Origin of the sequence: Exiguobacterium sp. BG5(2022), from assembly GCF_031844365.1 — a bacterium.
GTDB lineage: Bacteria > Bacillota > Bacilli > Exiguobacteriales > Exiguobacteriaceae > Exiguobacterium > Exiguobacterium profundum.
The window spans coordinates 1128823-1143545 of record NZ_JAUZVB010000001.1; the positions used below are offsets into that span (position 1 = coordinate 1128823).

A 14723-nucleotide genomic window follows, 5' to 3' on the forward strand; every position below is an offset into this window, starting at 1 on the left:
CGTCTATAGACCGAAAAAAACCACCTTTCTGGTTGGAAAGGTGGTCCCTCACTTAACGTGAACGGTTCGCAATCTCATCTGTGAGCGATGCGATGAATTCATCAAGTGAAGCAGAAACTTGTTCCTGCTGACCGTAGCGGCGAATATTGACCGCACGCTCATCTCGCTCTTTATCGCCAAGAACGAGCGTCATCGGAATCTTCTTCATTTGTGCTTCACGAATCTTATAGCCTAGTTTCTCGTCACGGAGATCCGTTTCGACACGAACACCACGTTTGACAAGTTCTGCTTTCACTTCTGCGACGTATTCGTCGTGGACGTGTGAAACCGGGATCAACTTGACTTGGACCGGTGCGAGCCATGTCGGGAACGCGCCTTTATACTCTTCAATCAAGTAAGCGACAAACCGTTCCATCGTCGAGACGACACCACGGTGCAAGACGATTGGACGATGGTCCTTACCGTCTGGCCCAGTGTATGTCAAATCGAAACGTTCCGGAAGCAAGAAGTCGAGTTGGACAGTCGAGAGCGTCTCCTCTTTCCCAAGTGCCGTCCGTACTTGTACGTCAAGTTTCGGTCCGTAAAATGCCGCTTCGCCTTCTGCTTCGAAGTACGGAAGTTCGAGCTCGTCCATCGTTTCCTTCAACTGACTTTGTGCCATTTCCCAAATGGCATCGTTATCGAAATACTTCTCTTTATCAGCAGGATCGCGATACGAGAGACGGAAACGATAATCTTTTATGCCAAAGTCAGCGTATACTTCTTGAATCAAATGAACGATGTCTTTGAATTCTTGCTTCATCTGTTCAGGTGTAACGAACGTATGTCCATCATTCAATACCATATAACGAACACGTTGTAGACCTGTGAGCGCCCCTGACATCTCGTAACGGTGCATCCCGCCAAGCTCAGCGATTCGAAGTGGAAGTTCGCGGTACGAACGTGGCTCATGTTTGTAGATTGTCATGTGGTGCGGGCAGTTCATCGGACGAAGGACGAGTTCTTCGTTGTCCATCTCCATTTTCGGGAACATGTCGTCTTGATAGTGATCCCAATGACCAGATGTCTTATACAAGTCGACCGAACCGAGAACCGGTGTGTAGACATGTTGATATCCGAGTTCGAGTTCTTTATCAACGATGTAGCGCTCGACCGTACGACGAATCGCAGCCCCTTTCGGAAGCCACATCGGAAGCCCTTGACCGACTTCTTGTGAAACGAAGAAGAGGTCGAGTTCTTTCCCGAGTTTACGATGGTCGCGTTCTTTCGCCTCTTCAAGAAGACGCAAGTGTTCAGCGAGTTGTTCTTTCGTCGCCCACGCTGTCCCGTAAATACGCTGTAGCATCTTATTGTCTGAGTCCCCGCGCCAGTAGGCACCAGCCACGCTCATCAATTTGAAGATTTTCAACTTCGATGTTGACGGGACGTGAGGTCCACGGCAAAGGTCAAAGAACTCACCTTGATGATAGATTGTAAGGGTTTGATCAGCAGGAATGTCCTCAATCAACTCAATCTTGAGCGGATCTCCCAATTCTTTATAACGAGCGAGCGCCTCGTCACGGGAAACGACTTCACGTGTGATTTCTAAGTTTTCGTCGACGATGCGTTTCATCATCTTTTCGATTTCAGGAAGGTCTTCCTCATTGATGCGACGATCCATCTCGATATCGTAATAGAACCCGTTCTCAATCGTCGGTCCAATTCCGAGATAGATGTTGTTGTCTTCTCCGTATAACCGTTTGATCGCTTGAGCCATCAAGTGCGCTGACGAGTGACGCATCAAATCAAGACCATCTTCCGAGTCCGGCATCACGAGTTCGATTTTGCCGTCATGTTCGATTGGACGACGATAGTCGATGAGTTCTCCGTCTAGTTTTGCTGCGATTGCCTTTTTACGAAGTCCCGGACTGATCGAGCCCGCGACGTCTTCTGCTGTGACGCCTGCATCAAATTCTTTTACCGCGCCATCTGGAAATGTTAATTGAATCATGTACATCTGTCCCCTCTCAAAAAATGAATATAAAAAAAGCCCGTCCCTCAAAAAGGGACGAGCTTTGATTCTCGTGGTACCACCCTCGTTCCCAAGCAATCTGCTTGGCTCGAACACACGATAACGAGTGTGAATCGCCGCACGATTGACCCGTACGGTGCTCTGAGGGAGTAAATCCATCGTCGTCGTTAGGAAGCTTCCACCGCCCTTCCCTCGCTAAAACTCGTCTCGATGATCCATATCCTCTTCTATGCATCCTTTATATGTTTCTTAGTATAGTCAACTCACCAAAGAAAAACAATCCTTTACCGACGGCGATTTTCACCCTTTAACTCAATTTGGGTCGTCGTCGTGGAAATACGTTGCATGAGTCGCTGTGCCTTCATTTTATTTTGCGGCGAACCATCGATTGAAAAGTGCGTCTCGAGTTCTTCTCCGCTAAAGTTTGAACTGTAGAGCGTCGGCAAGCGATGCATCATCCGATACTGAAGAATGATCCCGAACAATTCATCTCGTACCCACGGACTGATGGCTTCAGCTCCGATGTCATCAATCAGTAAGACTGGCACATGTTGAAACGACGTCAAGAAAGAGTCGAACGACTCGGTACGAATTTTGCGTTTCGCCTCCGACACAAAGCCCGGAGCATGGACTAGAATCGTCTCGATGTCCGCCACCTTCAACTCATTGGCGATTGCGGCGAGTAAATATGTCTTCCCGACGCCAAAACTACCATGGAGATAGAGGCCGTTCACTTTTTGACGAGACTTCATCCCTGTTACAAATCGCATCGCTTCACGCAATGCGATTTTACGCGCGTCGTCGCCCCAATCGAAAGATTCGAAACTCGCCTCGCGAACTTCTTCCGGTAAAAACAAACTTTTGAATTTACGGTCCATTTCTTTTTGTCGTCTCGCCTGGCGATGTGCGACCGTTTCTTCATATCGAATTGCAATCTGTCCTAAATCGACATAAAGTACCGGTTGATGGCCTGGGATGACGGCCTGATCTTCTCTGAACGTTTTTCCATCCATCTGTTCCGCGTACTCACTCAGTTTGGTAAACCCGATTTCAATCGCCTTCTCCTCTAACTCTGGATGAGCGTTCAAAAATGCGATGACACCCGGGTGGTTCAGTGTACGTCTGCGAATCGACTCGTACGCCTCCCGAACTTCTTTTCGGTTCATCAACTGAGACAGCGACTGATTGATTCGTTCCATCCCCTCACCCCTTCTCTTTCAATTCATTTAATAGTTTCACAAGTTCCGCGTCATCCGGTACGGACGACTCGAGTTCTTTTTTCCTCGCTTGGTCGTATGAGCGCTGTTGTTTCGCCTCGTCCTCGAGCCATTTCGGCATATCCCCTTGTTGGGGTTTCCGTCGTGACCCGACTGTGGTGCGTTGCACACTCTCACGTTTTTGCTGTTTCTTCTCGATGAGCGCATCTTGAGATTCTTCACGCTCTAGCGCTTCTTTTGCATTCGTATAGCCCGCTGTTTTCCAACTCGTCGCAATGCGCAAGACATAGTTCTCGCTCAGCCTCGTCTGCTTCTTCACTTCGATACAGTAATAGAAGAGCGCATTGATGACCCCTGGCGCGAGACCGAGTGTGTCGACGAGTTCAATGACTAACTGTTCATCACTTTTTGAAAGTTGCGGGGTCTTCCGAAGCGTCGAGACATATTGATGTGGGTGTGCGGACTCCATCACTTCGGGATCATGCAAATCTCCTAGTTTCGTCTGTTCAAGTTCGACGGTCTTCTCTTTCCGGTGGCGCGTCTGTTTCTTCTTCAACTGCAGAACCATTTGACGACAACCGTCCCGCTTCTCTTGTTCGCTGAGTGGCAGGTACGCCTCATGTACGAAATATTCTTTCAACATTTCCGCCATCGTCTCTTCATCGAGTTGTGACACGTAGGCCAATTTTGTGATCGTTTCGTCTAATTTTTTCGTGAAAAATCCAACTGGAAAATTCGTCAGTTTTTTCACAATTTCCATATCGAACGAATAGTTGATCTCAATCTTAGCCCGGTCCGGCTTTTCATAATTTTTTTGTGTGAACGCACGATGGTTCACTCCTTTGACATCAAATACTTCATTGAAATCCTTTGTCACTTCGACGATGCCTGCGGGCAACGGATCAATCGTAAAACGCCCTTGCAGTTGTTTGAATCGTACTTCCCCGACTTTATAGAAGAGGAAACTCGACAGTAACCCATCATTCAAAAACGTGTGCGGTGCAAGGGGAACACGTAACTGATAAACGTATTGTGTCAATCGAGCGTCTTTTGTTTTATAGGTGCGCACTAATCCGATCGCTTCTAAGCGGAACAAACTGTCCATTAACTCATTGATAGAGAACTCCAACATCTCACACAATGCACTATGGGACATATAGTTGGATTTCATTTTGCCCGGTTTTAGTTCGCTCCATAACGTTTGATAGAGTGCGAGCGCCTTCACCCCGATGACAGGTTGATATAAGTGGTAAAGGGACTGGTACGATTCACGGTCGACTAGACCGGTACTCATGATTAACAATTCGTCCGTCCCAAAGATTGTACGTTCTTTCTCCATGGCTCTCTCCCTTGAAAAAGGGCGACCAGCAGGCCGCCCTTTAGTTGGTCGAATTTTCTTGCTTCATTAAATCTTCAAGTTCTTTAAAGAACACCGTGATGTCTTTGAATTGACGATAAACCGATGCAAACCGAACATATGCGACTTCATCGACTCGTGCAAGTTCATTCATCACAAGCTCGCCTACTTGTTCACTTGGAATTTCTGACTGGGCGAGGGCACGGAGTTGCTGTTCGACTTTCGTCACAACCCCTTCGAGCTGTTCAAGTGTGACAGGTCGTTTCTCGCACGCCCGAATAATGCCGCGAAGCACTTTTTCACGACTGAACTCTTCACGATTTCCATCTTTTTTAACAATGATGAGCGGTGTCTGTTCAACCGTCTCAAACGTTGTAAACCGATACCCACATTTTTCACATTCACGACGACGTCGAATCGAATAATGGTCTTGCACCGGACGGGAATCGAGCACTCTCGTTCCATTATGATCACATTTCGGACAACGCATGCTCAAACCTCCTTATCGTTCGACTGTTTTATTACCAATGGCACGTAACGGGAATTGTTGCGTGAGCGCCTCGTAGTAGTGCGATACAATTTGCGAAAGGTCTGCACCGAGTCGCTGTTCACGGTTTAATGTAAAATCGACAGCCGTCCGGCCGCCATCCACTTGTACAATCGTGATGAGCCCGTCCCAGCCTTCTCCGAGAAACGAAAGTTCTCCTCGATTCGCATCGATTCGTCGAACCGTCTGACCGTTCTCTTGAATCTTTCCTTCTAACCATTGCAACATCGCATGTGACGATGCCGCATAGTAACGTGTTTGGAGCATTTCATTTTTATGTGTATCTTTCGTTTCAATATGTGTTTGTAACTTATCTAACAGTCCCATAATCCACCTCAACGCCTGAGTTATATACGTTAAGCATATCAAAATTAAGGCGACAACAAAACAATTAAAAGGGCTGACCGTTAAACGGTCAGCCTCAAAAGGTCAATCTGATTTATTTGCTGATTGCCACTTGCGCTTCCGGAACACGAATCGGTCCCATTCCACGCTCAAGTTTCACATCTTCACGTACTTTTGCATCCAATCCTTCAGCAATATACTGCGATGCTGTAGCCGGATCGATTCGATCTCCACATGTAAACACGTCAACTGACGCATAGCCATGTTCTGGGAAACTGTGAATCGTTAAGTGTGATTCTGAAATGATGACGACTCCACTTACACCGTGTGGCGCAAATTTGTGGAATGCAACTTCGCGGACTTCAGCGCCCGAACGAAGAGCAGCATCGACGAACAAACGCTCGATGTAGTCGATATCATTCAGTTTGTCGGGATTGCACTCCCAAAGTTCTGTAATAATGTGACGTCCCATAGTATCCATATTAGTGGATCCCCCTTTACATCAATGGTCTCAAAGTAGTTGATGATCACTCACTTTGTGCCTGAATCGCCCACAACCACGGGGGCAAGTTAGTCCTAAGAGGTCCTAACCCTTTAAGTTGCGTTTGTCAGACCAATTGAAGTTCACGAAATTGAGTGTAACGTGTTTGGGACGTCGTTACAAGACATTTGATAAAAAAATCTAAAAAATATTTCTCCGCACGTAATATTTTTTAGGCGTGTGTTTCTTGTTGCCCGATTTGAAGATAGCTGGCCACCATATCCAACAAGTCCACGACACGGCATGAGTAGCCCCATTCATTGTCATACCATGCGAGTACTTTGACATGATTCCCTCCGAGTACCATCGTCGAATCCATGTCGATAATCGACGAGCGATCGTCCCCGTTAAAATCGATAGAGACGAGCGGTTCGTGAGAAACGCCTAAAATACCCGTCATTTCTCCATACGCTGCCCGTTCAAACGCTTCATTGACTTCATCGACCGTAACATCTCGGTGGAGTTCGACGACCAAGTCGACAAGTGATACGTTCGGAGTCGGTACACGGAGTGCCATTCCGTTTAACTTCCCTTGTAGTTCCGGCATCACCAGACCAATCGCCTTAGCCGCTCCCGTTGATGTCGGGATGATGGAACTGCCACACGCACGCGCGCGCCGCAAATCTTTATGCGGGTTGTCAATATTGTTCTGGTCGTTCGTATAGGCGTGTACCGTCGTAATCAGTCCCGTCTCAATACCGAACGTCGAATGCAAAACCTTCACGACAGGTCCGAGACAGTTCGTCGTACACGATGCGTTTGAAATGATATGGTCTTCCTCCGGGCGATAGTCACGATCATTGACCCCCATCACGATCGTGCGTAAGTCCCCTTTACCCGGTGCGGTCAAAATCACTTTTTTCGCGCCTGCCTCAAGATGAAGTCTTGCCCCGCTATCGGAGTTAAACTTCCCGGTCGCTTCGACGACGATGTCGATTTCAAGGTCTGACCAAGGCAACCGTGATGGATCACGTTCCGAAATGAGTTCAATCCGTTTCCCATCGACTTCGAGCGCATCCCCATGCGCACGTACTGTCAATCCGAATGGACCGTGAATCGAGTCATGTTTAATGAGATGCGCAAGTGTTTCCGCCGGATAACTTGCGTTAATCGCCACCACTTCATGACGTCCTTCGAGCATCAATTTTCGAAATACCATTCTTCCGATTCGACCAAATCCGTTAATTGCCACTTTTGTCCCCATGATAGATCCCCCTTTTTCTACATTACGGTTTCATTATAACGGATAGCTGTAAGCGTTTTCACTATGAATCGTCACATTTTATTCGTTTTTCTTTGTTTATTTTTTGAAAATGAGGGAAATTTCTTGGCGTAACAGACAAGAGAAAGGAGGCGTCATGATGTTTGATTGGGGAGATATCGATAAATTCTTTATTTCGTTCTTTATCATTTTACCGATTGTGACGTTAATTCATGAGCTTGGACACTTCTTCTTCGCAAAGTTGTTCGGCGGCTCACTCGATATGCAAATCGGTACCGGGAAGAAACTATTTAAAGTAGGTCGTTTACAAGTAAATCGTGTTTATTTTTACGATGCATGGTGCCAGTTCACTGATTTAAGATGGAGCAACAAGGTCACCCGTACGCTAGTCTATGGCGGTGGAGCCATTTTCAATTTAGCGAGTATCTTGATCGTCAACGCGTTCATCCTTCGACGAGATATTGAACCGACACTCTATACGTATCAGTTCGCCTACTTCTCGTTCTACTATATCTTCTTTTCACTCTATCCCATCTATTATTCGAACGGGCATCCGAGCGATGGACGTGCGATTTATGATACATGGAAAAAAGGGTCTCCAGAATCCGATCCATTAAACTAAAAAGAAGGCGATATCAGTCGCCTTCTTTTTGTATCGTTTGAAACTGTTCGACCAGACGATTGATTTGTGGAGGGAGGTCCCCTAATGCCCCGTTATTGTTTATGAGGAAATCCGCCTGGTGCTTTTTATCTTCAATTGGAATCTGTGAACGAATACGGGCTAACGCCTCTTCTTTCGTCAATCCATTCCGTTCCATGAGACGCATCAGTTGAATCTCTTCACGGCAATAGACGACGACGGAATAATCGACCAGATCGAGCATCGTTCCTTCAAAAAGTAACGGAATATCAAAAATGACGACAGGTTCCCCCGATGCCTCATACGTTCGCATTTGCTCATTCATTTCTTCTCGAATCGCTGGATGCATCAATTGATTCAATTGCTGACGTTTTGCTTCATCATGGAAGATTTCCCGACCGAGCGCAGGACGGTTCAGCACGTCGCCCACAAAACATTTTGGAAATGCGGCCCTTACCCCTTCAATCGCCTTTCCTCCTGGTTCAACGACCGTCCTTGCAATCAAATCGGCATCGATAATCGGAATGCCTCGTTCTCGAAACAGTCGCGATACCGTAGACTTCCCGGTTGCAATTCCACCAGTCAATCCAATCTTCAACATACACGTCCACCCCTTAACGTTGTTGACAGTGCGGACAGTAATGCGTACCTCGCCCGCCCAATTTCATCTTTTCAATTTCATGTCCGCATCGGCGGCACGCTTCTCCGGTCTGTCCATATACGTAGAGCCTCTCTTGAAACGTTCCTGTGGCGCCATCTGGATTGGCATAACTGCGAATCGTACTACCTCCACGCTCAATAGCCTCAGTCAAGACAGCAACGGCTTCAGTCCGCACACGGTCGACTTCTTCATGTGACAAACTTGCGGCCGGTCGTGTCGGATGGACACCCGCACGAAACAACGTCTCATCTACATAGATGTTACCTAATCCAACAAAGATGGACTGATCGAGGAGGGCGGTCTTAATCGCGCGTGTCTTCATACGCTCTAAACGTCGGTGTAACATCTCGGTTGTCACACGCTCGTCAAACGGCTCGTACGCAAGTAATGAGAGCGGTGGTGTGGTATGAATCGTTTCATTCGTCCGCAACTCCATCGTACCGAATTTACGGACATCATTATAGTGTAGAGTCGATTGGTCCGTAAACGTAATCACGATATGTGTATGTTTTACCGGTTCTGTAATGGAGTCATAAGGGAAAAACTTCCCTTCCATGCGAAGATGGGAGACGAGATACCCGTTCGTCAATTTGAATAAGATGAATTTCCCCCGACGTTCCACATCCGTAATCGTTTCTCCAATCAAATGGTGAACCCATTCTTCGGGGTCGAGCCCGCGGATAATTTTAGGGTCGAGGACATCGACAGACTGAATCGTTTTTCCTGAAACGGCAGGTCGCAACCTACGACAGACCGTTTCGACTTCTGGTAATTCTGGCATACTGATTTCCTTTCTATCCGTTTATTTCGTATCAAACCATGTCGTTCCAACCGCTCCGTCCGCACGTAACGGGACATCAAGTGTGACCGTATGTTCCATCGCTTCGGTCACGAGTTTCTCTAATGCTTCCATCTCTTCGGCCGGACCTTCGAATATCAATTCATCGTGTACTTGTAACAACAGCTTAGATTGAAGTTTTGACGTGTTTAACGCATGATCGACATCAATCATCGCTTTTTTTATAATGTCCGCTGCCGTTCCTTGAATCGGTGTGTTGATTGCGGTACGTTCAGCAAACCCACGCAAGTTGAAATTACGAGAATGGATGTCCGGGATGTTCCGGCGTCGTTTCAACATCGTCTCGACGAACCCGTGTTCACGTGCCCGTTCAATCGCGGCATCCATGAACGTCTTCACCCCAGGGAACTGTTCAAAGTACGTATCGATAAAGGTCTGCGCTTCTTTCCGTGCAATCCCTAGGTTTTGTGAGAGTCCATAATCACTGATGCCATAGATGATTCCGAAGTTGACGGCTTTTGCTTGACGACGCATGAGTGACGTAACTTCTTCAGTGGAAACTTTAAACACGTTCGCCGCCGTCGACGTATGAATATCCTCATCGTGAAGGAAGGCTGCCATCATCTTCTCATCTTGTGACATATGTGCCATGATGCGCAGTTCGATTTGAGAGTAATCGACCGCATAAAGTACCCATCCCGGTTCACTCGCGGTAAACGCTTTACGGATGCGACGCCCTTCTTCTAATCGAATCGGAATATTTTGAAGGTTCGGGTTAACCGACGAAAGCCGTCCCGTTTGAGTAAGCGTCTGTGTATAACGCGTATGAATCTTGCCATCATCCTTCACGACTTTCTGCAAGCCTTCGACATACGTGGACTGAAGTTTGCCAAGTTCACGATAATGCATGATTTTCTCAATGATCGGATGAAGCGGTGCCAATTTTTCGAGGACATCCGCTGCCGTTGAGTATCCTGTTTTCGTCTTTTTCACAGGAGGGAGTGACAGTTTTTCAAATAATACGACCCCTAACTGTTTCGGTGAGTTGATGTTGAACGGTTCCCCGGCTAATTCATGAATCGTGACCTCAAGTGCATTTAGACGTTCACGCAGGTCCGTTTCCATATGTTGAAGCGTTTCGACATTTACGTGGATACCAGCCCACTCCATCTCGGCCAATACGGAGACGAGTGGTTTTTCAAGCGCCTCATAGAGTTCTGTCTGTTCATTCTCTTTCAACTCCGAAACAATGCGTTCAAACAATGTATAGATGGCGTACGCCTTTTCTGCGAGATGAGCATGAAAAACATTCTCTTCCGGCACCTTGATTTTTGCACCTTTTCCGTAGACCGTTTCATCTTCCTCAAGAGGATACGTAAAGTGTGCGGCAATCGAGCTGAGAGACGTCCCACCAGATAGGTTGAGCAAATACCCTGCGACAAGCAGGTCTTCATACCCACGCAGTGCCAATTGGTGACGTTTCAATTGAATAATTGTCTGCTTCGCATCGAGACAAATCGTCGTCTTCGTCTCGTTTTCGATCCATTCTTTGACCCGTTCGTCCTCAAGAAGCGTCACATCTCCAATCGTGACACCTCGTTCCGATGCGATCGCCACTCCAATCACGTCTTCTTCAAAATAATCATCATGCAGCTGTTCAAGCATTAACACAGCTCGCGATAAATCTTGATCGGCCAACGCGATTGTTGGTCGTACCGCTTTTTCAACCGGTTCTTCTGAAGAGGTATCCGACAGTTTGCCGATGAGTGACTTGAACTGTAAATCCATAAATAACGTTTTGACGACCGAAGCGTCATATGGCTTAAAGAGAAGTTCATCCATCGTCACATCAATCGGTACATCCGTGTAAATGGTCGCCAGCTGTTTCGACATTTTCGCTTCTTGTTCATTCGCCTCTACTTTTTCCTTTTGCTTCCCTTTCAACTCATCCGTATGTTCGTAAAGGGCCTCGACGGTACCGTATGTGGCAATCAACTTCAGTGCCGTCTTTTCCCCGACCCCTGGAATACCAGGGATGTTGTCGGATTTATCTCCCATTAATCCTTTTAGATCAATCATCTGAATCGGTTGTAGTCCGTCGTAGCGTTCCTTGAACGCGGTCATGGTCATTTTCTCGACGTCGGTGATGCCTCGTTTCGTCAAATAGACCGTCACACGTTCATTGATCAATTGAAGTAAATCCTTATCCCCCGTCACAACCGTCACCTGATCAAAGGTCGGGTCTTTTGAGAGCGTCCCGATGATATCATCCGCCTCGTATTGATCAAGCTCTAAGACAGAGATGCCAAACGCCCGACAAACGTCACGCACGAGCGGAAATTGTTCACGCAATTCTCCCGGTGTCTTTTGACGTCCACCTTTGTATTCCGCGAACGTATCGTGACGGAACGTTTTCTTTGACGCATCGAACGCCACGGCAAAATGAGTCGGTTGCTCATCTTCCATTAGTTTCAATAACATCATCGTAAACCCATACACCGCATTCGTATTCCGACCTGACGCATCCGACATCGGAGGCAGTGCAAAAAACGCACGATATGTTAAGGAGTTCCCATCAAGGACTAGTAGTTTATTCATTCAATCGACCTCCATTCTTCTCTTCAACCATCATACCATACGGGTACATGCGTTCGAAAAAAAAGACCCTTTTCTACGAATAGAAAAGGGCCAAATTCTCGATCGTGTGGAGATGAGCACCGATCGAGTCACGAGATGATGAAGAGGTCTCATTCATAGGATAGCAAGGTTTTGTAAAGTAAATATGAACGAACGATAAAGTCATTGTTAAACCCGAGGGAATGTAATGGTAAACGTCGTTCCTTTGCCTTCCTCACTCTCTACGTCGATCGTGGCATGATGCAAATCGATGATGTGTTTCACGATGGCGAGTCCGAGGCCAGTTCCACCCGAGTTCCTACTTCTTGCCTTATCGACACGATAGAAACGCTCAAAAATACGACTCACTTCTTTTTCGGCGATCCCGATTCCGTTGTCCTTGACGCGAAGTTTATAGGAATCTGCCATTGCTTCCACGGCGATGTCGACACGACTTCCTTCGGGTGAATAGTTGATGGCGTTGGCGATCAAGTTCATGATGACTTGCTTCATTCGGTTCAGGTCCGCTTGCAAGACGACCGTCCCCTCGTGTTTCGCTTCTAGCTGAATCGACTTCTTGCTCGCCTTTTGACTAAGCAGGAGGCAGACCTCATCGACGAGTTGATTCAAGTCGACGGACACCAACTCCATTTGGAAGTCATCCCGCTCCAATCTCGACAATTCAAGGAGATCCTCAACAAGCATCTGCATCCGCGTCGCTTCTTTTTGGATGATGTCTAAAAACTGGTCTCGAAGTTCCGGGACTTCTTTCGCCCCATCCAGAAGCGTCTCACTAAACCCACGAATGGACGTGAGCGGTGTCTTCAACTCATGGCTGACGTTCGCCACGAAGTCTTTCCGCATCTTCTCAAGTCGCTTCAGTTCTGTAATATCGTTGAACAACAACGTCGTGCCGCGAAGCATCCCGGTATCACTGAAAATCGGTGCCGCGGATACCATATACGTTTTTTGATTGAAACCCGTTCGAATCGATAATTGCCGGCGATGGACCTCCTCCGTCAGATAGACGTCTTCGATCAGTGTTTCAACTTCTGGACTCGGTAGAATCCCGTGATAAAACTGTCCGATCGATAAATTATCGTATTGGAACATCTCACGGTAAGAACGGTTGACCAACGTGACGATCCCACGCTCGTCGACGAGCAGAAGACCCGCCCCCATATACTCGATTAACGATTCGAGTCTCGCCCGTTGTACGGACTCCCCGAGAGAAATCGACTCCAAATTCCGGGCAAGCACGTTGATTGACCCTGCTAGGCTACCGGTCTCTTCATCATTTCTGAGTTCATACACACGGGCCCGATAATTCCCGTCCGCCAGTTCCCGCAAGACAATCGTCGCCTCATCGATTGGTCGAATAAATTGATTCGTCAAATGTTGGAGCACGAATAAAATTATGAAGAAGGAGAAGAAGAGCGCGAGGGCAATCGTCAACCAGATGCGATTGTACACCCCTTCTAAATCCGATACATAACGGATGAATGTTAAATAGACTGTCCCACCCGTCGCAAGTTCGATCGGTTTTGTGTATTGAATCAACTCATCCTCATCCGCTTCACCGAACGTCCCTTCCTCAGGGACCATATTCGGATCAATTTTGTAATCGATGGACCCGACGCGAAACGGCGTGCCAGCGATTACCTCCATCCGACTATTGAGAAGGAGAATATCAAAGCTGCTTCCGTCATCAATTTGACCGACATACTCACGAATCTCGTCCAATTCGCCTCCCTCGAGGTAGAGGGCTGCCAATTGAGCATCTTCTTTTAGACGATCTCGTTCTGAATCCAGATAAAAGTCTTTGAAGAGCTGCCCAAGGACAATCCCGAGCGTCAGCAAGACACCGGTGACAAGAAAAATGAGAGTCGTCATAAATCTAGAGCGATACGTCTTCATTCCGAAGTCGGCTCCTCCATCTTATAGCCAAGACCGCGAATCGTTTTAATATAGGTCGGTTTCTTCGTTACCGGTTCAATTTTTTCACGAAGGTGACTGATATGGACATCAACAATCCGGGTATCACCCACAAAGTCATAATTCCAAATGGCCGATAATAATTGATCTCGCGTCAACACGCGTCCTTTATTTTTCGCCAAATAGGCTAACAATTCAAATTCTTTCGGCGTCAACTCGAGGCGCTCCCCTTGCTTGAACACTTCGTAGTTTGAAGTGACGATTTTAACATCTCCGATTTGAATGACGTCCTCTTCAACCGCCGATTCTTGCGGGGCAGAACGTCTAAGAATCGCTTTGACGCGCGCGACTACTTCACGTGGGCTGAACGGCTTCGTCAAATAATCGTCCGCTCCGAGCTCGAGCCCCAATACTTTGTCAAACTCATCATCTTTTGCCGTGAGCATTAAAATCGGTGTATTGACTTTTTGCTGACGGAGTCGTTTGCACACTTCAAGTCCATCCATCTCCGGCAGCATCAAGTCGAGCACGATGAGCACGGCGTCCTTTTTCTCAGCCAATTCCAATCCGGTTTTGCCGTCGTGCGCCGTCTCTACTTCAAAGCCAGCCTGTTCTAAATTAAATTTCAATAATGTCGCAATCGATACTTCATCGTCGACAACAATTACTTTATCAGCCACACTGCTTCCTCCTCTTAAACCATCAAATGTCACTTTCTATTTTACAAATCAATGCTTGAAACGACCAACCTCAAAGCAAATCTTTACAAAAACAAAACAAATCCACTTTCAGTGTAGCATGTTCGATAAGAGAGAAGGCGCAAAAAAGGTGC

13 protein-coding genes are annotated in these 14723 nt (G+C 47.1%); 1 reads left to right on the forward strand and 12 read right to left on the reverse strand.

Annotated elements, in window-relative coordinates; all coding sequences use genetic code 11:
* Window positions 1–52 precede the first annotated feature (52 nt).
* The 7 genes from thrS to Q9R25_RS05910 form a co-directional block, all read right to left on the reverse strand.
* The gene (gene thrS, locus Q9R25_RS05880; protein ID WP_074036535.1) at window positions 53–1996 is read right to left on the reverse strand and encodes a threonine--tRNA ligase; all 1944 of its coding nucleotides are present in this window, start codon (window positions 1994–1996) and stop codon (window positions 53–55) included.
* Window positions 1997–2295: 299 nt separating this feature from the next.
* Entirely contained in the window at window positions 2296–3210 is a 915-nt protein-coding gene (gene dnaI / locus Q9R25_RS05885) for a primosomal protein DnaI (RefSeq protein ID WP_074036533.1), read from the reverse strand.
* A 4-nt stretch (window positions 3211–3214) separates the two neighbouring features.
* Window positions 3215–4567: a DnaD domain protein gene (locus Q9R25_RS05890; protein ID WP_012726704.1), complete on the reverse strand. Its 1353-nt coding sequence runs from the start codon at window positions 4565–4567 to the stop codon at window positions 3215–3217.
* Window positions 4568–4607: 40 nt separating this feature from the next.
* The gene (gene nrdR, locus Q9R25_RS05895) at window positions 4608–5075 is read right to left on the reverse strand and encodes a transcriptional regulator NrdR (RefSeq protein ID WP_012726705.1); all 468 of its coding nucleotides are present in this window, start codon (window positions 5073–5075) and stop codon (window positions 4608–4610) included.
* Window positions 5076–5087: 12 nt separating this feature from the next.
* Window positions 5088–5459, reverse strand: coding sequence for a hypothetical protein (locus Q9R25_RS05900; RefSeq protein ID WP_031423166.1), 372 nt, complete (start codon window positions 5457–5459; stop codon window positions 5088–5090).
* A 112-nt stretch (window positions 5460–5571) separates the two neighbouring features.
* Window positions 5572–5958, reverse strand: coding sequence for an adenosylmethionine decarboxylase (speD, locus tag Q9R25_RS05905; protein WP_012726707.1), 387 nt, complete (start codon window positions 5956–5958; stop codon window positions 5572–5574).
* A 232-nt stretch (window positions 5959–6190) separates the two neighbouring features.
* On the reverse strand, window positions 6191–7222 hold the full coding sequence (locus Q9R25_RS05910; protein ID WP_074036529.1) for a glyceraldehyde-3-phosphate dehydrogenase: 1032 nt from the start codon (window positions 7220–7222) through the stop codon (window positions 6191–6193).
* Window positions 7223–7379: 157 nt separating this feature from the next.
* Here Q9R25_RS05910 and Q9R25_RS05915 point away from each other — a divergent pair, with 157 nt between their 5' ends.
* A complete protein-coding gene (locus tag Q9R25_RS05915) occupies window positions 7380–7862 on the forward strand; it encodes a site-2 protease family protein (RefSeq protein WP_012726709.1) in 483 nt (160 codons plus the stop codon).
* 13 nt (window positions 7863–7875) lie between these two features.
* Here Q9R25_RS05915 and coaE read toward each other — a convergent pair whose 3' ends face one another.
* The 5 genes from coaE to Q9R25_RS05940 form a co-directional block, all read right to left on the reverse strand.
* Entirely contained in the window at window positions 7876–8481 is a 606-nt protein-coding gene (coaE, locus tag Q9R25_RS05920) for a dephospho-CoA kinase (RefSeq protein WP_012726710.1), read from the reverse strand.
* Window positions 8482–8494: 13 nt separating this feature from the next.
* Complete coding sequence (mutM, locus tag Q9R25_RS05925) at window positions 8495–9322, reverse strand: bifunctional DNA-formamidopyrimidine glycosylase/DNA-(apurinic or apyrimidinic site) lyase (RefSeq protein ID WP_074036527.1); 828 nt, start codon at window positions 9320–9322, stop codon at window positions 8495–8497.
* A 21-nt stretch (window positions 9323–9343) separates the two neighbouring features.
* The gene (polA, locus tag Q9R25_RS05930; protein WP_311282903.1) at window positions 9344–11938 is read right to left on the reverse strand and encodes a DNA polymerase I; all 2595 of its coding nucleotides are present in this window, start codon (window positions 11936–11938) and stop codon (window positions 9344–9346) included.
* A 207-nt stretch (window positions 11939–12145) separates the two neighbouring features.
* Complete coding sequence (gene pnpS / locus Q9R25_RS05935; RefSeq protein WP_311282904.1) at window positions 12146–13873, reverse strand: two-component system histidine kinase PnpS; 1728 nt, start codon at window positions 13871–13873, stop codon at window positions 12146–12148.
* Window positions 13870–14571: a response regulator transcription factor gene (locus Q9R25_RS05940; RefSeq protein ID WP_074036521.1), complete on the reverse strand. Its 702-nt coding sequence runs from the start codon at window positions 14569–14571 to the stop codon at window positions 13870–13872. Before Q9R25_RS05940 ends, pnpS begins: the two co-directional genes overlap by 4 nt.
* Window positions 14572–14723: the final 152 nt, after the last annotated feature.

Bases quoted from the DNA above. Each gene is read 5' to 3' on its own strand.
- thrS (WP_074036535.1), bottom strand. From the start codon at position 1,996: ATGTACATGATTCAATTAACATTTCCAGATGGCGCGGTAAAAGAATTT.
- dnaI (WP_074036533.1), bottom strand. From the start codon at position 3,210: ATGGAACGAATCAATCAGTCGCTGTCTCAGTTGATGAACCGAAAAGAA.
- Q9R25_RS05890 (WP_012726704.1), bottom strand. From the start codon at position 4,567: ATGGAGAAAGAACGTACAATCTTTGGGACGGACGAATTGTTAATCATG.
- nrdR (WP_012726705.1), bottom strand. From the start codon at position 5,075: ATGCGTTGTCCGAAATGTGATCATAATGGAACGAGAGTGCTCGATTCC.
- Q9R25_RS05900 (WP_031423166.1), bottom strand. From the start codon at position 5,459: ATGGGACTGTTAGATAAGTTACAAACACATATTGAAACGAAAGATACA.
- speD (WP_012726707.1), bottom strand. From the start codon at position 5,958: ATGGATACTATGGGACGTCACATTATTACAGAACTTTGGGAGTGCAAT.
- Q9R25_RS05910 (WP_074036529.1), bottom strand. From the start codon at position 7,222: ATGGGGACAAAAGTGGCAATTAACGGATTTGGTCGAATCGGAAGAATG.
- Q9R25_RS05915 (WP_012726709.1), top strand. From the start codon at position 7,380: ATGTTTGATTGGGGAGATATCGATAAATTCTTTATTTCGTTCTTTATC.
- coaE (WP_012726710.1), bottom strand. From the start codon at position 8,481: ATGTTGAAGATTGGATTGACTGGTGGAATTGCAACCGGGAAGTCTACG.
- mutM (WP_074036527.1), bottom strand. From the start codon at position 9,322: ATGCCAGAATTACCAGAAGTCGAAACGGTCTGTCGTAGGTTGCGACCT.
- polA (WP_311282903.1), bottom strand. From the start codon at position 11,938: ATGAATAAACTACTAGTCCTTGATGGGAACTCCTTAACATATCGTGCG.
- pnpS (WP_311282904.1), bottom strand. From the start codon at position 13,873: ATGAAGACGTATCGCTCTAGATTTATGACGACTCTCATTTTTCTTGTC.